Here is a 19,647-nt window from a genome sequence, read left to right as displayed (position 1 = left end):
TGCTTTCCTTAACTCATCACGTGGTTGGAGCGTGAATGCCAGTCCCACGCGGACTTGATGATATCGTTGAGCGAATATTGCGGCTCCCAGCCGAGCACTTCGCGCGCTTTGTCGTTGTTGGCAACCAGCGAGGTGGAATCGCCTTCGCGGCGACCGACATATTCAACCGGGAACGGTTTGCCGGAAACCTCGGAAATCGCGCCGAGCAGTTCCTTCACCGTCGTGCCGGTGCCGGTACCCAGATTGAGTTCGACCATCTCGCCGCCTGCAAGCAGGTAATCGACGGCGCGCACATGCGCATCCGCCAAATCGAGCACGTGGATATAATCGCGCACGCAGGTGCCGTCGCGCGTATCGTAATCGTCACCGAACACCTTGAAACCCTGACGGCGACCGAGAGCGGCTTCGATGGCGAGCGGGATCGCATGGGTTTCCGGCGTATGCCATTCGCCGATCCGACCCTCGAAATCGGCGCCGGCAGCGTTGAAATAGCGCAGCATCACGGATTTCAGGCCCATATACTGGCCGTAATCCTTCAACGCCTGTTCGATGATGTATTTGGTGCGACCGTAAGGGTTGATCGGCGCCTGGCCATGCGTCTCGTCCATCGGCACCTGCACCGGCAAGCCGTAGGTTGCGCAGGTGGAGGAAAAAACAAACGCCTTCACGCCGGCCTTCATCGCCGCCGACATCAGCGTCAGCGCGCCGACGACGTTATTGTCGTAGAAACCGACCGGGTTCTTGACCGATTCACCCACCTCGATGAGAGCCGCGAAATGCAGCACCGCCTCCGGCTTGTGCTTGGCAAATACTTCGTCGAGCCGGTCGTGATCTCGGATATCGCCCTGCTCGAGTTCGCCCCAGCGAACGAATTCCGCATGCCCGTTCGAGAGATTGTCGAAAACGATCGGCTCGTAACCTCTTTCAGCCAGAACCAGGGACGTATGGGATCCGATATAACCGGCACCGCCCACGACGAGCACTTTCTTCTTCGACATCATGTCCTCAGAGGTTGTTGAAACCGGCGGCAATATAGCTGGCCGGGATCAAATGGGAAGGGCGTATGCTGCGCATGCACAGCAGCTAAAAATTGCCGTCTCATTCCAGAACAAGCAGTTGACACTTGACATGAAGACGCGGCAATCAAACTTGTCTATCCTGTTCAGGATTTTGCCATAGGCCCTTCATGCGTTACGTCTTTCTCTGTCTCGGCTGGTTTTTCGTAGCGCTCGGCGTAATCGGTGCGTTCCTGCCGGTCCTGCCGACGACACCTTTTCTCCTGCTCGCCGTCGCGTGTTTCGCAAGGTCGTCGCCGAAGCTGGAAGCGTGGCTGATGAACCACAAGACATTCGGTCCGTCGCTGAGGAACTGGCGGGAACGCGGGGCGATTTCGCGCCGGGCGAAGATCACGGCGATCTCGCTGATGGCCGTCAGTTATGCCGGTTTCTGGTTCGGCTCGCATCCGTCACTGTGGCTGGCCGCCCTCGTTGCAGCCCTGATGATCGGGCCGGCCATCTTCATGCTGACCCGACCGAATGCGTGAACGCGACGATCAGCGATTGCGCGATTGCGGCAGAATGTAGGGGATATGCGATGCCGGAACGCGTCCGACCGCGCCGGCTATACCATAAACGGAAGCGATCATTTCGTCGCTGACAGTCTCGTGGCATGGCCCTTCGGCAACCACGCGGCCGTGATGCAGCACCACCAGATGATCGGCAAATTCCGCCGCCAGATTGAGGTCGTGCAAGATAGCAAGCACCATGCCGCCGGCAGAGGCGAAATCTCGCGCCGTCTCCAGCACCGATATCTGATGGCCGAGATCGAGGCTCGCCGTTGGCTCATCGAGGAACAGAGCGCGCGGGATCCCATCGACGACCGGCTGCGGCACCTGTGCCAGAGCGCGGGCGAATTGCACCCGCTGCTGCTCGCCACCGGACATCGAAGGATAAGGCCGGCTTTCGAAGCCGCGAAGTCCGACGCGCGACAGCGCCTTGCGCGCCTCCTCGTTGGGATTGAGCGCCCCATGCGCAACCGCCCCCATGCGGGCGATCTCAAGTGCGGTAAACGGAAAGGCAAGCTGGGTCGCCTGCGGCAGCACCGCCCGGCGTTTCGCCAGATTGGCTGGCTGACAGAGATCGACGCTCGTCCCGTAGTAGGAGACAAGACCGCTATCCGGCGTCATCTCGCCCGAAAGAACCTTCATCAGCGTCGACTTGCCGGCACCATTCGGACCGATAACGACGGTGAACTGGCCGGGTTTCAGATCGATGCTGATACTGTCGATCAGCTTGCGGCCCGAGCGGCTGACTGTGACATTGTCTGCAATGATCATGGCAAATCCCGCATGCCGATACCGTTCTTGCCGATCAGCAGGAACAGGAAGACAGGTGCACCGAAAAGGGCAGTAATGACGCCGATCGGCAGTTCGGCCGGTGCCGCGACTGTACGCGCCACACTGTCTGCGATCAGAAGCAGAGCGCCACCGCCAAGCGCCGAACCCGGCAGCAGGAAGCGGTGGGACGGCCCCATCGCGAGCCGAAGCAGATGCGGCACGACGATACCTACAAAACCGATCGCTCCTGCGACTGCTACGGTCGAGCCACAGGCCGCGGCGACCGCAACTATGACGATCCGCTTCAACCTCTGTACCGGAATGCCCATGTGAAAGGCAGCGGCATCCCCCAGAATCAGCGCGTCGAGCCCCTTGGCGACAAACGGGATGATCGCCATGACGAAAGCGATGAACGGCAGAACCGACAATACACGGCCATAAGTGGCGCCACCCAGCGAACCGAGGCTCCAGAATGTGATGTCGCGCAACTGCCGGTCATCCGCCATGACGATCAGCAGGCCCATGAAGGCACCGGCCAGCGCCCCGATGGCAATGCCGCACAAGATCAGCGCGGTGGTCGAAGTCCGTCCGTCACGCGTGGCGATCGCATAAAGAACCCATGTGACCAGCAAACCGCCGAAAAATGCCATCAGCGGCAGGAACTGGTTTCCCAGCGCCAGTGCGACGGGTGCAAGCACACCTCCGCCGAGCACGATAGCGCTCACCGCCGCGAGCCCCGCCCCCGACGTCACGCCGACAATGCCGGGATCGGCCAGCGGATTGCGAAACAGACCTTGCATCATCGCACCGGAAACGGCGAGCCCTGCCCCGACCAACAGCCCAAGCGCCGTGCGCGGCAATCGAACGGCTTCAAGGATGACGCGCTCCTGTGTCGTCAGACTATCGCCCTTGCCCGTCGCATAAGCCCACAGATCGCCAATGCCGACACCCGTCGGTCCGACATGCAGCGAGATCAGGCAAGCCAGAACAAGCAATATGACGAGCAGAAAAAGCACGAGCACGCCCCGAGACGTTCTGTCCCCCTCACCCGTGCGCCGGAAAGGCATGGCGAGCGCTTTCATCAGTTGATAGCGCCCGGATAGATTTTCGCGGCAAGCGCCCGCGCCGCTTCAGGGGTGCGCGGACCGAAACCGAGCAGCATCAGCCCATCCATCGAAACCAGCGACTTGTTGGCCGCAGCAGGCGTCGTCTGCATCGAAGGAAGTGCGAACATCTCCTCCGGCGTGATCGAGTGATCGCCGCGGGACATGGCAAGGATCACATCCGGCGCTGCCGCGATCACGGCCTCGTCGGAGAACGGCTTATAGCCCTTGATTGTCGGTGCCGCATTGATGCCGCCTGCCATCTCGATAATCGCGCCGGCCTCGGTATCAGCACCACCGGCCATCAGGCGGCCGTTGGAGACCGAAAGCACGAACAGTACCTTTTTCTTGTCCCCGGAAATCTTGGCGACATCCGCGGCAACCGCCTTCAATCCGTCTTCGGTCTTCGTCGCCAGAACCTCGGCCTTGTCGGCAAGACCGACGGCCGCACCCACGTCGCGGATTTTCTGGCCGATCTTGCCGGCTTCCGGCGGCGTCGGGATGACCACCATCGGCACTTCGCTGGCTTTGAAGATTTCCAGAACCGGCGGCGGTCCGGAGCCTTCCTCCATCAGGATCAGGTCCGGCTTCTGGCCGAGAATGCCTTCTGCGGAAAGGGCGCGCATATAACCGACATCTGGTTTGGAATTGGCATCCGCCGGATAGAAGCTGGTGGAATCACGGGCAACGATACGGTCCTGAGCGCCGAGATCGTAAAGGATTTCGGTGATCGTGCCACCGATGGAAACGATGCGTTTGGCCTCGGGATTCCCCTTGTCGGCGGCGCTAACGCCACTCGCACCGAACACCGATCCAACCAGAATTACCGCAAACAGACGTCCGAACCTGGAACGAGAAGCCATGATGATCCACCCTTTGGCTTTGCCGCAGATCCGGGGAAAACAAGACTGGGCAATGCTTCAAAACTCAATAACTTGAGTTGACTACGCAAGTTTTTTTGGCTTTTCAAGGTGAGAGCCGGCAGATATCTTGACTGGCAAGTGAAACTTAAGTGAGGGAAGTTTTCGATGTATATTGCAATGAACCGTTTTCGGGTCGTGCCGGGTTATGAAGAGGCGTTTGAAGCCGTCTGGCGCGACCGGCAGGGCCGCCTCGCCGAACTGCCGGGCTACATCGAATTCCATATGCTGAAAGGTCCCAAGGCAGAGGATCACTCCCTCTATGCATCCCACACCGTGTGGGAAACATTCGAGCATTTCAAGGCATGGACGACGTCGGAACAATTCCGTGCCGCTCATGCCAATGCCGGCAATAACCGCGGCAAGATCGAATATCTTTCAGGCCCGCATTTCGAAGGCTTCGAAGTCATCATCCACGAAGACAAGAACGGCGTTCGCGCCGCCGATGCGGCCTGAGGTTTCAGCATGAACGCTATTTCCGAAATCACGCCGGACCGTCGCGAACGCGCACTGGCGGCATTGGCCGAAAAGCCCGACGGCATCGTCGAGTCGATCGCGGCCGCAGCTAACGTGACCACCGCAGAAATCCTAGAAATCCTTCCCCAAGGCTCGGCCGTCATCGCGCCTAAGGAAAGCTTCGACGACATCTGGACCGAGCTGACCACTTGGGGCGTCGTGCTCTTCCTCGTCCATACGGAAGACGTCGTGGCTGAAATCGACGGCGAGCTGCCAACCGGATCGGAAAGCCATGGATGGTTCAACATCCACAGCGACAGCCCAATCGGTGGTCACATCAAGAAAGACAATTGCGCCTCGATCACATTCGTCGATCGCGCATTCCACGGTCGCCGCTCCTGTTCCGTCTGGTTCATGAATGGCAAGGGCGCACCGATGTTCAAGGTTTTCGTCAAGCGTGACGAAGCACGCGAGTTGCTGACCGGGCAGCTTGCAAAATTCGAGGCCCTGCGCGCCAAATACAGCTGAAATCTCAAGGCTGAATGAAAATGAAAAAGGCGGGTGCCTGCTGCTGCACCCGCCTTTCCGGGAAGTCCGGGTTCGGACCGGAAAACGTGATATCAGTGATGCGCGACGTGCTCCGGCTTGCCCTTGCGCTTGGTCGAGGCAAAATCCTCCAGCTGCTTTTCGCTCATCGACTTTTCCATTTCCTTCGACGCGCCCTTGAGCGTGCTTTTCTTGACATCGCCGCGCTTGGCGGCGAGCGCCGCGCCTGCTGCTTTCTGCTGTGCTTTCGATTTTGCCGGCATATCTGCCTCCGTCATTCAGTTGCTGGCAAACCAACCGCCTGACATGGCTTTTCGTTCCAATCGACAAGCGTGGAACCTCCGTTCCTGCGAAAGGTTGTCTGTCGACGTCTGCAGATCTTCTCCGGACGGGACAGATAACTGAAAGGAACAGGCCATGAGCACGAACGCTTCGAAAACCGGCGAGATCGGCGGCATCGACCGCGAACAGCGCGATACCACCAACCCGGAAGCGCTGAAGGAAGCCGCACGGCTCGGCAATATCGATACCTATCTCGTCGAGACCGACCTGGAGGATGTCGACCAGCGCGAAGACGGCGATCAACCGGATGGCCACGCCAGCCCGATGGCAAATGCCGACAACCCCGAGAAGGGGTAGCCGGCCACGCCTCGGCGGAACTTCTTTGCCGTCTTGCGTGTTGCTTGAGGCAACGAATGAACGGAGGCAGCCATGGACGCCGACACGATACCGACGACGAAGTCGGGGCCGACGACCGAACCGGATAGGGAACGCGGCACCCATCCCCTGCACCTGATGCCGGGGATGGAGGTAAAGGCCGCCCCGACACTTGCCGACGCGGATGCAGAAGCATTCGTGTCCGAAGCGCTCGAAGATCTGGTCGCCTGCCACATCCCATTCCTGCTGGCAGGCACCTTCGCGATCAGCGCCTATACGGGCATCACCCGCCCGACGAAGGATCTCGATATCTTCTGCAAGGCCGGCGATTACGCCCGCATTCTCGCCCATTTCCAGGAAAAGGGTTACGAGATCGAAGTTGAGGACGATCGCTGGCTCGGCAAGATCAAGAAGGGTCGTCATTTTTGCGACGTCATTTTTGCGGCCTCGAACGGCACGATGCCGATCAGCGAGAGCTGGTTCGAAAACGCCAACCAGATCGAGATGAACGGCCACAAGGTGCGCATCATCGCGCCGACCGAGCTGATCTGGTCGAAATGTTTCGTGCAGCTGCGCCACCGTTACGATGGCGGCGACATCGTCCATATGATCCTGCGCGCCCATGACCAGATCGATTGGGACCGGCTTCTCAACCACATGGAAGTGCACTGGGAAGTGCTGCTCATCCACCTCCTCAACTTCCGCTGGATCTACCCAACCGAGCGCGACAAGGTGCCGGACTGGTTGCTGGACGAGCTGCTCGACCGGCTGAAGGCGCAGCGCGAACTGCCGCTGCCGCAGATGAAGATCTGTCGTGGCCGGATGTTCAGCCGGGTCGATTTCGAGATCGACGTGAAGGAATGGGGTTTCGCCGATGTTGGCGGCGAAGGCGATCTTCGCGAGGGCGTGGACGAGGAAACCAGAGAAGGAGGCCCTGCGTGACCAAGGCGCCGGATAAAAAAGACAATTCCAATAAAGACAATTCCAATACGGCAAAGAAAGCCAACGGCACGCTGCGCATAGCCGCCGTTGGCGATCTGCATGTCAAGGAACACGGCTCGGTCTCCTACAAGGAGCTTTTCAGCGAAATATCGCAGGAAGCCGATATCCTTGTGCTGACCGGTGACCTCACCGATCTCGGCAAACCGGCAGAGGCCGAAATCCTGGCGGCCGACCTACGCTCCTGCTCCATCCCTATGGTCGGCGTGCTCGGCAACCACGATTACGAATGCGGCCATGTCGACGAGGTGAAAGCGATCATCAAGGATGCCGGCGTGCATCTGCTCGAAGGCCAGGCGGTCGAGATCGATGGCGTCGGTTTTGCCGGTGTCAAAGGTTTTGCCGGCGGTTTCGGCCGTTACATGCTCGGCTCCTTCGGTGAGCCAGCGATCAAGGCGATGGTGGCTGAAAGCGTCGAGGAGACGATGCGGCTCGAAAACGCGTTGCGGCAGGTTCGCTCGGAACGTGCCATGGTCGTCCTTCATTATGCGCCGATCCAGCAGACGGTCGAGGGTGAGCCCCCGGAAATTTTCCCCTTCCTCGGCTCGTCGCGCCTGGCGGAAACCATCGATCGTTTCCCGGTGAAGGCCGTGGTCCATGGTCACGCCCATCGCGGCACCTACGAGGGCAGAACCCCCGGCGGAGCCCCGGTCTACAACGTCGCCTCCCACATACAGAAGCCGACCGGCAAGGCCTACGCGCTGCTGGATCTTTGAATGAGGCTTCAAGCCTTCCAAATAACGCGGCCGGTATGGAACTACCGGGCGCGTTTTCCGTTTGCCGGTTTCGTTTGACAACAGGGGACCGGGTCACATGATGGATAACAACGCGGCCACGGAGTTTCGTGTTTTTCCAAAGACATGGGGCGCGGAATATGTTGCAGTCGGCGAAGTGCGCTTCCGCCTCTGGGCGCCCGGACAAGATGTGGTCATGCTCCGCCTCGATGGCGAAGACACCGAGATGACCGCCAGCCGCGACGGCTGGTTCGAGCTTCTTGCGACAGGGGTGTCCGCAGGAACGGAATACAATTTCGTACTCGCCGACGGGATGGTTGTGCCTGACCCGGCCTCACGCGCCCAGAAGGATGACGTCAACGGCCCTTCACTCGTCATCGATCCAACCAATTACGATTGGCAGGACACCGATTGGAAGGGTCGCCCCTGGGAAGAAGCCGTCATCTATGAACTCCATATCGGCACATTTACGCCGGAAGGCACGTTTCGCGCAGCCATAGACAAACTGCCCTATCTTGCGGATCTCGGCATTACGATGATCGAGGTCATGCCGCTCTCGCAGTTCGGCGGCAAGCGCGGCTGGGGATATGACGGCGTGCTGCTCTATGCCCCGCATTCTACGTATGGCCCACCCGAGGATTTCAAAGCATTCGTTGATACCGCCCACCGTCATGGCATATCCGTCGTTCTCGACATTGTCCTCAATCACTTCGGGCCGGAGGGCAATTACCTGCCGCTGCTGGCGCCCGACTTCTTTCACAAGGAACGGAAGACGCCCTGGGGTGCCGGCATTGCCTATGATGTCAATGCAGCGCGCAGCTACATCACCGAGGCGCCGCTATACTGGCTGGAGGAATTTCATCTCGACGGGCTGCGTTTCGATGCGATCGACCAGATCGAGGACACATCCGAAAAACACGCGCTGATCGAGATCGCCGAACGGATACGCACCGAGATCACCGACCGCCCGATCCACCTCACCACGGAAGACTGCCGCAACGTCACCTTCCTCCATCCCCGCGACGAGGACGGTTCGGCGCCGCTTTTCACCGGCGAATGGAATGACGATCTGCACAATGCCGTTCATGTTTTCGCCACCGGCGAGACCCACGCCTATTACAAGGATTTCGCCGAAAGCCCGGAAAAGCTCGTCGCCCGGTGCCTCGCTGAGGGTTTTGCCTATCAGGGAGAAGTTTCGCCCCAATCGGGCGAAAAGCGTGGTGTGGACAGCACCGGACAACCGCCGGTCGCTTTCGTCGATTTCATCCAGAACCACGACCAGGTGGGCAACCGCGCTGAGGGCGAACGGTTGATCTCGCTTGCCGGCGATGACCGGACCAAAGTGCTGCTCGCAATGCTTCTGTTCTCCCCGCATATCCCGCTGATCTTCATGGGCGAGGAATATGGCGAGACGAACCCGTTCCTGTTCTTCACCGATTTCCACGGCGATCTGGCCAGGGCCGTGCGTGAGGGCCGGGCAAGGGAATTCGAGGGCCATGCCGGCCACGAAGGCGAAACGGTACCGGATCCGAATGCGAAAAAGACGTTCGAAGCATCCAGACTTGATTGGGGCAAGCTGAAGTCTGCAGAGAACCGCGACTGGCTCGACTTCACCAGGGATCTCCTGAGCCAGAGAAGCAAGATCGTTGTGCCGCTGCTCGGATCCGCGCCCGGCGGCACCGGCAAGGTGATAGAGACTGATAAAGGGTTTCTCGCCGTCTCCTGGCAATTCCCGAAGGGCAGGCTCGCACTGGTGATCAATATCGGTGAGACGGCAAAAGCTGTCCCCGACATGCAGGGCAGAGCGTTCTACGCCTGGCCGAAAAAAGATCATCCGGACCGGGTGACCGAACTTACGCCCAATTCCATCCTTGTCAGCTTCGAAGCCCTGTGAGCCGCCGCATGATCCCGACCGCCACCTACCGCATCCAGTTCCGCAATGGCATGACCTTCGACCGCGCAGCCAGCCTAGTGCCCTATTTGAAGCGCCTCGGAATCAGTCATCTCTATGCCTCGCCGGTCTTCACCGCCACGACCGGTTCGACCCACGGTTATGACGTCACTGACGCCAACGAGATCGACCCCGCGATCGACGGCCGTGCAGGTTTCGATCGCATGGTGGCGACGCTCAAGGCCGAAGGCCTGGGCCTGATCCTCGACATCGTGCCGAACCACATGGCCGCCTCGCTTGAAAACCCATGGTGGCGGGATGTGGTCGAGCATGGCGAAAACAGCGGCTATGCTCGCCATTTCGACATCGACTGGTCCCGGCGCCTCACCCTGCCATTCCTTGGCGATACGTTCGAAAAGGTGCTCGAGGCCGACGAAATTTCGGTAAAGCCGCACCCGAGGACCGGAAAGCCGGCGCTGGCCTATTACGAAACTTTCTATCCCCTCAACCCGGAAACCTATGTGGGAAGCGAGTCGGAAGTTCTGCAGCTTACCGACAGAGCAGCCATCGCCGAACTTCACGACCGGCAATCCTATCGGCTGACATCCTGGCGGGACGCGCCGCGTGACCTCTCCTATCGCCGCTTCTTCGAGATCACCGGGCTCGCAGGTATCCGCGTCGAGGATGACGTCGTGTTCGATGATACCCATCGCCTCATCTTGGATCTCGTCCGCGCAGGCGTTGTCGATGGCCTGCGCGTCGATCATGTCGACGGGCTTGTCGATCCCAAGGCCTATCTCGAACGCCTGCGGCAGGAAGCCGGCCCCGACTGCTACATCACGGTCGAAAAGATCCTCGGCGAAGGTGAGGATGTCTCGCCCGACTGGCCGATCTCCGGCACGACCGGTTACGAATTCATCGCAACCCTTTCCGATGCTTTGGTCGACGGGGAAAAGCTGAGCCAGCTCGATGCCGCTTATGCAGCCGTGATCGGCACCGTTCCGGATATGGAAAAGGAGCTGCGCGCCGCCAAATTGCTGATGGCGGACAACAACTTCGCCGGCGAACTTGCCACCCTCGTCAAGCTTGCTGAATCGATACATGAGGAACTGCCGGACACCACATCCCTCTCGCCCGAAACGATCAAGGCGGGGCTGCGGGAGTTGCTCGTCACCTTCCCCGTCTATCGCACCTACGGAACCCAAGCCGGTATGCCGCCCGAAGGCCGGCAGATGCTGGAAAAAGTCATCGCTCACATAAAGCGATCCCCGTCACCCGCAGATCTCACCGCCCTGCCCTTCCTGACGAGCATCCTGAACGGAGACGTTCCGACCGCACTCTCGGACAAGGCATCGACATTCCGTACCCGCTTCCAGCAGCTCACCGGGCCGCTGATGGCAAAGTCGGTCGAGGACACGCTGTTCTTCCGCCACCACGCCTTGATCGCGCTGAACGAGGTCGGTGCGGAACCTTTGTCGCGGGATTTTTCGCTCGACCGTTTCCATGCACAGATGATCGAACGACAGAAGCTGCAGCCGGACGCCATCTCCAGCACGTCCACGCACGATACGAAACGTGGAGAAGACGCCCGCGCAAGGCTTCATGCATTGAGCGAGGCGCCGCAGGTCTGGGCAGATGCCGTCGAGCGCTGGCGGCGGACAAACAGTGCCGCCGTAAAGCAGCTTGACGATGGCCCCGCGCCGGAACCGGCGGTGGAATGGATGTTGTACCAGGCGCTTGCCGGCGTCTGGCCATCCGACCTTTCGCCCGGCGATGCCGAAGGCCTTGCGCTGCTGGAGGAGCGTTTTCAGGCCTTCGCCGAAAAGGCGATTCGCGAGGCGAAACTCCGGACGAACTGGGCGGATGGAAATGCGGACTACGAAGCGGCTGTGCACGACTACATTCACACGATGCTCTCGCATGACAACCAGGACTTTCTCGGCGATTTCACCGCCACCCTTCGCCCCTTCACCCGCGCCGGCAGCGTCAATTCCATCACCCAGACACTGATCAAACTGACCGCACCTGGCGTGCCGGACATCTATCAGGGGAGCGAAACAAGCGATCTGTCGCTGGTCGATCCCGACAACCGCCGGGAACCGGATTTCGAGGCACTGGCGGGACAGTTTTCGGCGGGCGGAAAGCTCAACTCCATCGACGAGGACGAATGGCTGAGTGGTCGCCTGAAGCAGCAGGTGATCGGTGCGATCTCAAAACTTCGCAGGGATCTGCCAAACCTCTTCCGAGAAGGAAAATATCTTCCGCTGGAAACCAACGGCGTCCGCGCGAAAAACATCGTCGCCTTTGCCCGCCATGATGATCGCAATGCGGTTCTGGTCCTTGCCCCCCGGCTTGTACTGGAAGCACTGCACGATCTCGACTCATCGCGCTCCTCGCATTGGGCGGAAACGCGTGTAGCCCTGCCTCCATCTCTTGGCGGACGGCGTTACCGGGACATATTTACGGGCCGCAGCTTTGACTTCGGTGATGACGCATCGGTCAACTGGGCCTTCGCAGATCACCCATTTGCGGTTTTAACGGCTGAGTGATCGGAGAGAGCAATTCCAGCAAAACTGTGAACCGGTTTCACGTCCTAAATTGCGCGGAAACTACTCTGAGACCGACATAAAGAAACCGCCGGACTTTACAGTCCAGCGGTTTTCTGTTTCGCCGCAATTGTTCTGTGTGATCAACGAAGACCGAAGAACGAAAGAATAGCGAGGACGATGACAACGGCTCCGACGAGCCAGACAATGCTGTTCATGATACTCTCCTGAAAAGGTTTAAACACCGCAAGGCTAGTCGCCTTCGGTCAAGCAAAACCGACGAGATTGAGAACCGCGATGACGATCACGACTGCTCCGACCAACCAGATGATGCTGTTCATGACGTTCTCCTTTTGATGTCGCAAAAGTGAACGGTCACAACTCCAAAAGGTTCCCGGATTGACACGCTGTTTGACGGTCATTTTCAAATTATTTGAAGCGCTGCGGAGGCCTAAGGCCCATCCCGCCTCAAACCTGAATTCCGGTCGAGCTTTCCATGTTCCGCCTTGTCGAAATACTGACTGGACAGCAGCCAGCCTTTAAGCGGCCTGAGCGGCAGCACGCAGGTCAGAAGCAGGAAGGGAAGCGAGGTAAACAGGTGCATCCAGAACGGCGGCTGGTAAATCGCCTCGATCAGAACAGCAAGCGCAACGCTGGGCACGCAGGCGAAACAGATGACGAAAAAGGCAGGCCCGTCCGCAGGATCCGCAAATCCATAATCCAGTCCGCAGACTTCACAGCTCGGCCTCATGGATAGGAAACCGTCGAATAGGTGGCCCTGCCCGCAACGGGGGCAACGGCCACGCAAGCCGGTGGTAGAGGGCGAAAGTGTCGGCCAGTGCGCGTCATGTCCCATGGATCCGGCTTCCTCTCGAATATCTTCTGGAGAATGCCTACCGCCGAACATTAGCAATCATCAAGGCAACAAGATGTAGCGCGTCAATCTGCCCATCCCAAAAGGTGCATCCATCAAAAATGCAACTTCAGTTGGAGATCAGTCCCAGATCCGTTCGCGCTTGACGTACCGATCGACGATTTTCAGGCTCCGATCCGGTTCGATCATGTAGGTTTCGTGAACCTCCCTACCCAACTGGTTGGTAAATTCATGAGAGAACGTGCTGCCTATCGGGGATTTGGTCAGCCTGGTACGTGGCTGGCCGCCATAGGTAATGCTGCCGGGTATGGGAGCGAGACCTGCTCCCGAGTTAAAATTATAGCCGACAGTTGTGGCCGAGGCCGAACAGCCAGCAAGAGCGAGGGCTAAAATGGATAAGACAAGGGCCGGTTTCATGGCGTCATCCTTGAACACAAAGATCGGCTGCGCGATCTTTCTCGGTGAGTATGGCAATGAAATAGGGCCCGACGGATAATTCCGCTACCCTTGCGAAAGATATCGGATAAATCTGGATATCGACCAGTCCGATGAAGTCAGTCCATTCAAGCCAGCCCATTCAAGGAAGCATCCGTGAGAAGACCCGTTTCCGGCATGTCTGTTGCCGAACTGTCGATGTTGATCCATTCGGGCATCATGAGCCCGGTCGAAATAGCCGAAGCCGTCTTCGATGCCATCGATCGCCACCCTGACAAATCCGTTTTCGTCTCGCTCCTGAAGGATCGCGCGATGAGCGAAGCGGCCGCCGCCGCGAAGCGTGTCTCGGAAGGCCGCGCGCTCGGCTGGCTGGACGGCATTCCGATTGCCTGGAAGGACCTGTTCGACATAGAGGGACTGGCGACCACGGCAGGCTCGACCGTTCTGTCGCATAACGCAGCGGCGACGAAAGATGCAGCCGTTGTCGATCTCGTACGGCAATCCGGCATGGTCGCGATCGGCCGCACCAACATGAGCGAGTTCGCCTTTTCCGGCATCGGCATCAACCCGCATTACGGCACGCCGCACAATCCGAGAAGCACGGACGTGCCCCGTGTGCCGGGCGGCTCCTCCTCCGGTTCCGCAGTTGCGGTAGCGGCAGGCCTCGTACCGGTTGCCATCGGCACCGATACCGGCGGCTCGATCCGCATCCCAGCGGCCTTCAACGGTATCGTCGGATACAAGGCAAGCCGCGGCCGGTATTCGATGAACGGCGTCTTCCCGCTGGCAGAGAGCCTCGATTGCCTTGGGCCGCTCAGCCGAACCGTGCAGGATGCGATCTGGGTGGATGCGGCCATGCGCGGCGCGACCCGCCCTGACGTCATGCGCAATACTGATACGAAACTCGATATCGTGGTTCCCGAAAACGGTGTGTTTGACGGAGCTGAAAGCGGCGTTGTCGAGGCTTTCGAAGCAGCCCTCGCGCGACTTGAAAAAGCCGGCGCCCGGATCGAACGCATTCGCATTCCGGCATTCGATGCCATTGCCGACCTCGTCAAAGCCCGTGGAGCGCTGGTAACGGCCGAAGCTTTTGCCCTGCATCGCGAACGCCTGACGGGCGCCATTGCCGACGAGATCGATCCGCGTGTCGTCGCCCGTATCAGACTCGGTGAAAAGACGACGATGTCGGACTATATCGACATTCTCGACATCCGCCGCCGCCTGACACAGGAAACCGAGGAGCTGCTTGCCGGACGCCTCGTGGCCTTCCCCTCCATCGCCCATGTCGCACCGGCGATCGATCCCTTGCTCGGCGATGACGACCTGTTCTTCGCCACCAACGGCAAGACGCTGCGCAACACCGGCTTCGGCAATTTCCTCGACTGGTGCGGCGTCTCCATTCCCTGCGGCACCGGCGACGCCGGAATGCCGGTCGGCTTCCTTCTGTCAGGCGTTGCCGGCGACGATACGAAGCTGCTGACGACGGCACTTCAATACGAAGACGTCATCAGGGGATAATGACCTGCCCGGAGAAGCCAAACCTCTCCGATCCGCAAGTTGTTACGATACATCTCCGGTGGTCTTCGCGGTAACGAAGACATCATAGCGGGTGCTTTTTCCGACGATCTGGTGGCTGGGCCTGCGAATGCCCGCCATCGGATCTGCACGCAGCGGCCATTTCAGAACCACTCTGCTTTGAGCGCTCTCCAGTGCGACCCGCATCAGTTCTGCGGAGTCCGGGTCGTCACCGACGATCTCCCGTATCAATCGCATTTCCTTCTTCACCAGCGCGGTCTTGTCGCGAGGGGGATGCATGGGATCGATAAGAACTATCTTCGGCTTCAACTGCGGCAGCAGAGCGCAGGAATCGCCGTGGATCAGCGTCATCCGTGCCACCGTCTCCGCATGGCGCCCGCCTTCCGCCTCAGCCTGCCTCAGCCCTTCTGCAAGCAGAGCATACATTGCCTCGGAGCGCTCGATCAGCGTGACATGTGCTCCAAGCGAGGCGAGAAGAAACGCATCGCGGCCAAGACCCGCCGTCGCATCGACGACTTCCGGGGCCTTGTTGCCGGAAAAGCCGACGGCTTTCGCCAGCCCCTGCTTGCGACCCTCGTTCGAGCGGAAGCGGTGACCGACCGCACCGCCAACGAAATCGACAATCAGATCGGATTTTTCGAATTTCTGCACGGCTGATCGGTCTCAGAACGGGGTTGGGGCTGTGAACGTGACATCCGACCCGTCCGGCTTGCGGAAGGTCAGTTCCTCGGCATGGAGAAGCAGGCGATCCGCAGCAGCCAATGCCTCGCCCTCTGCGTAAAACTCATCGCCAAGAATAACATGACCCATCGATTTCATGTGCACCCGTAATTGATGCGTTCGTCCGGTCATCGGAAACAGACGAAGACGCGTCCTGTTCTCGCCAAAACCCAGCACCTGCCAGCGCGTCAGTGCGGGCTTGCCGTGTTCGTAATCGACCCGGTGCCGGGGCTTGTTGTCGGGATCGATGGCAAGAGGCAGATCGATTGTCCCCTCCTCGCCCTCAACCCTGCCCCAGACTTCGGCAACATAGGATTTCCTGGTCGTGCGCGTCTCAAACTGCTGCGCGACAAAAGCATGCGCCTTGCGGTTTAGCGACATCAGCACGATGCCGGATGTATCCTTGTCGAGCCGGTGAACGATCAGCGCTTCGGGAAAATCCTTCTGCACGCGCGTCAGAAGACTATCGCTCAGGGCAGGATGACGTCCGGGAACGGAAAGAAGGCCGCTCGGCTTGTCGCACACCAGAAAATCGCGGTCACGGTAAAGAACCGTGACATACGGGTCCATCGGAGGATTGTAGATGGGAGAGACATCGGAAAGCACATTCATCACGATAGAGCCATCCGGGAAAGCTGATTACGATCACACGCTCAAGGCTGGGGATGAATGGTAGCGGGAGAGGGACTTGAACCCCCGACACGCGGATTATGATTCCGCTGCTCTAACCACCTGAGCTACCCCGCCACAAGGGCCGTGCGATTGGCTCGGCCCGTTTGGATGTGCGGCTTATAAAGCCCGTATCACTGAAGTGTCAAGCATATGAACGGAGAAAAACGGAGGAGTTTTGCACCTTCGTTTTCCGCGTCTTCCAAGCCTTTCAAGGCAAGGAAATACCTGACCTCAAGCGGCCACGGGCTGTGCCAGCAACTGCCTCAACGAGACCTCGGCCTCTTCCGCCCGCTCGGAGCGCTCGATGAAACCGCCGCCATAAACCCGAGCGTCGGCTCCCGGTGCGGAATAAAGCACGCATGCCTGTCCTGGTGCGACACCAGCCTCGCCGATCGAGAGATCGACATAGATACCGCGCTCATCGACATGCAGCACAGCCGGCGTCGGCGGACGGGTGGAGCGAACCTTGGCGAAACATGCAAAGCCGTCGCGCGCATCGTCTTCGAGCGGCGAATCACCGATCCAGTTCATGTCGCGCAGGTAGACGCGGTGCGTATCGAGCGCTTCCTTGGGGCCGACGATGACACGGCGCGAGCGCGCATCGAGGTAGACGACGTAAAGCGGCTCGCCCGTCGCGACGCCTAAGCCTTTTCGCTGGCCGATCGTATAATGAACGATACCCTCGTGCCGGCCGAGCACGCGCCCGTCCATATGCACGATATCGCCGACAAGCGCCGCGTTCGGCTTTACCTTGTTGATGATGTCGGCATATTTGCCGGCAGGCACGAAGCAGATGTCCTGGCTGTCGGCCTTCTTGGCGACAACCAGCCCCATCTCTTCGGCAAGCTCCCTCACCTGCGCCTTGGACATGCCGCCGAGCGGAAAGCGCAGATAGTCGATCTGCTCCTGCGTCGTGGCGAACAGGAACCAGCTCTGGTCGCGATCGCTGTCGATCGGGCGATAAAGCGCGCGCCGGTTCGGATTTGCCGACGTCGGGTTGGCGGCTGAACGGATATAGTGACCGGTCGCCAGCGCATCGGCACCGAGCTCCCGCGCGGTCGCCAGAAGATCGGCGAACTTGACCGTCTGGTTGCAGGCAACGCAGGGAACCGGCGTTTCGCCCATCGCATAAGCTTCGGCGAACGGATTGATCACTGTCTCGCGGAAACGCTTTTCGTAATCCAGCACATAATGCGGAATGCCAAGCGTTTCAGAAACCCGCCGCGCATCGTCGATATCCTGGCCCGCACAGCACGAACCGGCGCGGTGAACCGCTGCGCCATGATCGTAAAGCTGCAGCGTGATACCCAGAACGTCGTAGCCCTGTTGCTTCAAAAGCCCGGCCACGACAGAGGAATCCACGCCGCCCGACATGGCGACGACAACGCGCGTATCTTCCGGCTTCTTGTCAAAATCCAGCGTATTCACGGGACAACTCTCGCTGCAATGTCTGATGCCCTGACGCGATCAGCGGCATGTTGCGCCCGAGGCGGGATCGTCCGCCGGCCGGGCAATGTCGAGCGGATATAGAAACTATTCTTACCGCATGCAAGCATCCCCGCATCAGGACTGCAACGCCGAGTGCTGCGCAGCGCCGACCACGGCTGCGCCGTTGCCGTCGAGATGGCGATCGGTGCGCACCTTCGGCAGCGCCTGTGGATATTCCCGCTGAACGAACTCGACCAGTTTTTCACGCACCTCGCAACGAATGTCGAACACCTTCGGCGCGCTGCTTGAGGATGCGAGAATCCGTATTTCCATGACGTTTTCGCGGAAATCCGTCACCTGCACCGCCACCACACGCCTGTCCCATAAAGGCGATGCTGCGACGATCTCCTCAACCTTCTTGCGCACCACCGATACAGGGATCGTGTAGTCGAGATAGATCATCACCGTGCCGATCAGAGCCGAGCTTTCGCGTGTCCAGTTCTGGAAAGGGTTCTCGATGAAGTACGAAAGCGGCAGGATCATTCGCCGCCAGTCCCAAAGCTTGACCACGACATAGGTTGCCGTGATTTCCTCGACATTGCCCCACTCGCCTTCAACAATCAGCGCATCGTCGATGCGGATCGGCTGGGTGATCGCAAGCTGGATACCGGCAAATATGTTTTTCAACATCGGCTGCAGGGCCAGGCCGAGAACGATACCGGCCACGCCTGCCGATGCCAGCACGCTGACACCATATTGCTGCACTGCCGGAAACGTCATCAGCATCGCGGCAACGGTCAGCACAACGATCATCGCGCCCGCAATGCGTTCGGCAATCCGTGACTGGGTGACATGGGTGCGGGCAAGCAGATTGTCTTCCGCATCCAGCTTGAAGCGCCGCAGATAGACGGTCATCCAGATATGCAGCGCCGCCTTTGTCGACCAGCCGAGGACGAGGATGAACGCGATCAGCAGAATATGGCGAATGATTTCCGCCGGACGCGCAGCAAGCGGCGCGACTGAAGCGGCAAAGGACAGCGTGAATGTGAGAATGGCGAGCCGCAGCGGCCGTTTTCCCCTCGACACGATGGAGCGCCAGAACAGATCCTTGTTCTCGACAACGCGCGTCAGAATACGGAATGCCAGACGGTGAATGGCAAGACCGATCAGGATGGCAACGGCCAGAACGCCGAGGCTCACCATCCAGTTTGGCAGCCAATCTGTGTATTGGCGGAACTCTGCGATAAACTGGTCCATCGCCGTTCAGTTAGGGTGCAGCGCAGCATAAAAAAGTGCGGCCGCAAAAATATCATCTTTCTCCGACTTCATGCCATAATTGGGGTGAGGAGCAATTCATGAATGATCAGTTTATCCCTTTTGACCTGACCCGTTTTGTCGAGGCACAGGCCTCCATCTACAATCAGGTGATCGCGGAACTGCGTGACGGGCAGAAGCGAAGCCATTGGATGTGGTATATCTTCCCGCAGATCAGCGGCCTGGGTGAATCCGCCACATCGCAGCGCTTCGCCATACGCTCGCGGGCGGAAGCCGTGGCCTATCTCGATCATCCCCTCCTCGGCTGGCGGCTTGGAGAATGCACCTCAGCCATGCTGGCACACGAAGGTCGCGGTGCAGGCGAGATTCTCGGTGCGACGGACGATATGAAATTCAGGAGCTCGATGACCCTTTTTCATCTGGTCAGCGAAAAGGGCTCACCTTACGAGCGAGCCCTTCACATTTTCTACAACGGGGAGCACGACGGCAAGACCGCCGAACTCCTCAACATATAAGTGCC

General features: G+C 59.3%; 21 protein-coding genes and 1 tRNA gene. 10 read left to right on the top strand and 12 right to left on the bottom strand.

The annotated features are described in order from the left end of the window. Window positions 1–8: 8 nt before the first annotated feature. Window positions 9–998, bottom strand: coding sequence for a UDP-glucose 4-epimerase GalE (gene galE, locus FHP24_RS16035; protein WP_139677229.1), 990 nt, complete (start codon window positions 996–998; stop codon window positions 9–11). Window positions 999–1,186: 188 nt separating this feature from the next. Between galE and FHP24_RS16030 the strand changes: the two genes are divergently transcribed. Continuing rightward, the gene (locus FHP24_RS16030; protein WP_139677228.1) at window positions 1,187–1,543 is read left to right on the top strand and encodes a YbaN family protein; all 357 of its coding nucleotides are present in this window, start codon (window positions 1,187–1,189) and stop codon (window positions 1,541–1,543) included. 9 nt (window positions 1,544–1,552) lie between these two features. Here the strand turns inward: FHP24_RS16030 and FHP24_RS16025 are convergent, their stop codons facing one another. Genes FHP24_RS16025 through FHP24_RS16015 form a run of 3 tightly spaced genes read right to left on the bottom strand, consistent with a single transcriptional unit; the run spans window position 1,553 to window position 4,304 of the window. Then, complete coding sequence (locus FHP24_RS16025) at window positions 1,553–2,335, bottom strand: heme ABC transporter ATP-binding protein (protein ID WP_139677227.1); 783 nt, start codon at window positions 2,333–2,335, stop codon at window positions 1,553–1,555. Further along, on the bottom strand, window positions 2,332–3,417 hold the full coding sequence (locus tag FHP24_RS16020) for a FecCD family ABC transporter permease (protein WP_139677226.1): 1,086 nt from the start codon (window positions 3,415–3,417) through the stop codon (window positions 2,332–2,334). Before FHP24_RS16020 ends, FHP24_RS16025 begins: the two co-directional genes overlap by 4 nt. Further along, window positions 3,417–4,304, bottom strand: coding sequence for a heme/hemin ABC transporter substrate-binding protein (locus FHP24_RS16015; RefSeq protein ID WP_394344637.1), 888 nt, complete (start codon window positions 4,302–4,304; stop codon window positions 3,417–3,419). The genes FHP24_RS16020 and FHP24_RS16015 overlap by 1 nt, the downstream gene beginning before the upstream one ends. Window positions 4,305–4,466: 162 nt before the next feature. On the opposite strand from FHP24_RS16015, the gene FHP24_RS16010 reads away from it, so the two are divergent. Continuing rightward, the gene (locus FHP24_RS16010; RefSeq protein WP_139677224.1) at window positions 4,467–4,814 is read left to right on the top strand and encodes an antibiotic biosynthesis monooxygenase family protein; all 348 of its coding nucleotides are present in this window, start codon (window positions 4,467–4,469) and stop codon (window positions 4,812–4,814) included. 9 nt (window positions 4,815–4,823) lie between these two features. Beyond that, a complete protein-coding gene (gene hutX / locus FHP24_RS16005; protein ID WP_139677223.1) occupies window positions 4,824–5,342 on the top strand; it encodes a heme utilization cystosolic carrier protein HutX in 519 nt (172 codons plus the stop codon). Between the two features lie 92 nt (window positions 5,343–5,434). Here hutX and FHP24_RS16000 read toward each other — a convergent pair whose 3' ends face one another. Next, window positions 5,435–5,623 (bottom strand): DUF3008 family protein, encoded by a 189-nt coding sequence (locus tag FHP24_RS16000; RefSeq protein WP_139677222.1) that lies wholly within the window; start codon window positions 5,621–5,623, stop codon window positions 5,435–5,437. Between the two features lie 154 nt (window positions 5,624–5,777). On the opposite strand from FHP24_RS16000, the gene FHP24_RS15995 reads away from it, so the two are divergent. The 5 genes from FHP24_RS15995 (at window position 5,778) to treY (ending at window position 12,190) form a co-directional block, all read left to right on the top strand. Next, entirely contained in the window at window positions 5,778–5,999 is a 222-nt protein-coding gene (locus FHP24_RS15995; RefSeq protein ID WP_139677221.1) for a hypothetical protein, read from the top strand. Between the two features lie 165 nt (window positions 6,000–6,164). Beyond that, window positions 6,165–6,959, top strand: coding sequence for a nucleotidyltransferase family protein (locus tag FHP24_RS15990; protein ID WP_139677592.1), 795 nt, complete (start codon window positions 6,165–6,167; stop codon window positions 6,957–6,959). Window positions 6,960–7,030: 71 nt separating this feature from the next. Then, on the top strand, window positions 7,031–7,732 hold the full coding sequence (locus FHP24_RS15985; RefSeq protein WP_246091808.1) for a metallophosphoesterase family protein: 702 nt from the start codon (window positions 7,031–7,033) through the stop codon (window positions 7,730–7,732). Between the two features lie 97 nt (window positions 7,733–7,829). Then, window positions 7,830–9,644 carry a malto-oligosyltrehalose trehalohydrolase gene (treZ, locus tag FHP24_RS15980; RefSeq protein ID WP_246091778.1) on the top strand — a complete coding sequence of 605 codons (1,815 nt, stop codon included), beginning with the start codon at window positions 7,830–7,832 and terminating at the stop codon, window positions 9,642–9,644. A gap of 8 nt (window positions 9,645–9,652) precedes the next feature. After that, complete coding sequence (treY, locus tag FHP24_RS15975; RefSeq protein WP_139677219.1) at window positions 9,653–12,190, top strand: malto-oligosyltrehalose synthase; 2,538 nt, start codon at window positions 9,653–9,655, stop codon at window positions 12,188–12,190. Window positions 12,191–12,638: 448 nt separating this feature from the next. On the opposite strand, the gene FHP24_RS15970 is transcribed toward treY, so the two are convergent. Together FHP24_RS15970 and FHP24_RS15965 are read right to left on the bottom strand one after the other, a co-directional pair. Then, window positions 12,639–13,043: a DUF983 domain-containing protein gene (locus FHP24_RS15970; RefSeq protein WP_139677218.1), complete on the bottom strand. Its 405-nt coding sequence runs from the start codon at window positions 13,041–13,043 to the stop codon at window positions 12,639–12,641. A gap of 138 nt (window positions 13,044–13,181) precedes the next feature. Next, on the bottom strand, window positions 13,182–13,478 hold the full coding sequence (locus tag FHP24_RS15965; RefSeq protein WP_139677217.1) for a hypothetical protein: 297 nt from the start codon (window positions 13,476–13,478) through the stop codon (window positions 13,182–13,184). Between the two features lie 174 nt (window positions 13,479–13,652). Here FHP24_RS15965 and FHP24_RS15960 point away from each other — a divergent pair, with 174 nt between their 5' ends. Beyond that, complete coding sequence (locus FHP24_RS15960; RefSeq protein ID WP_394344631.1) at window positions 13,653–15,014, top strand: amidase; 1,362 nt, start codon at window positions 13,653–13,655, stop codon at window positions 15,012–15,014. A 42-nt stretch (window positions 15,015–15,056) separates the two neighbouring features. Here FHP24_RS15960 and FHP24_RS15955 read toward each other — a convergent pair whose 3' ends face one another. From FHP24_RS15955 to FHP24_RS15935, 5 genes are all read right to left on the bottom strand, one after another. After that, window positions 15,057–15,683, bottom strand: coding sequence for a class I SAM-dependent methyltransferase (locus tag FHP24_RS15955; RefSeq protein WP_139677216.1), 627 nt, complete (start codon window positions 15,681–15,683; stop codon window positions 15,057–15,059). 12 nt (window positions 15,684–15,695) lie between these two features. Further along, the gene (locus FHP24_RS15950) at window positions 15,696–16,364 is read right to left on the bottom strand and encodes a pseudouridine synthase (RefSeq protein ID WP_139677589.1); all 669 of its coding nucleotides are present in this window, start codon (window positions 16,362–16,364) and stop codon (window positions 15,696–15,698) included. Window positions 16,365–16,422: 58 nt separating this feature from the next. Further along, window positions 16,423–16,499 (bottom strand) — tRNA-Met (locus FHP24_RS15945). A 156-nt stretch (window positions 16,500–16,655) separates the two neighbouring features. Further along, window positions 16,656–17,852 (bottom strand): tRNA 2-thiouridine(34) synthase MnmA, encoded by a 1,197-nt coding sequence (gene mnmA / locus FHP24_RS15940; RefSeq protein ID WP_139677215.1) that lies wholly within the window; start codon window positions 17,850–17,852, stop codon window positions 16,656–16,658. Between the two features lie 135 nt (window positions 17,853–17,987). Beyond that, on the bottom strand, window positions 17,988–19,109 hold the full coding sequence (locus FHP24_RS15935; protein ID WP_139677214.1) for a mechanosensitive ion channel family protein: 1,122 nt from the start codon (window positions 19,107–19,109) through the stop codon (window positions 17,988–17,990). 98 nt (window positions 19,110–19,207) lie between these two features. Here FHP24_RS15935 and FHP24_RS15930 point away from each other — a divergent pair, with 98 nt between their 5' ends. Next, window positions 19,208–19,642 (top strand): DUF1810 domain-containing protein, encoded by a 435-nt coding sequence (locus FHP24_RS15930; RefSeq protein WP_139677213.1) that lies wholly within the window; start codon window positions 19,208–19,210, stop codon window positions 19,640–19,642. Window positions 19,643–19,647: the final 5 nt, after the last annotated feature.

Source organism: Aliirhizobium smilacinae (assembly GCF_006335145.1).
Lineage (GTDB): Bacteria > Pseudomonadota > Alphaproteobacteria > Rhizobiales > Rhizobiaceae > Neorhizobium > Neorhizobium smilacinae.
This window is presented reverse-complemented; position numbering and strand designations above follow the sequence as displayed.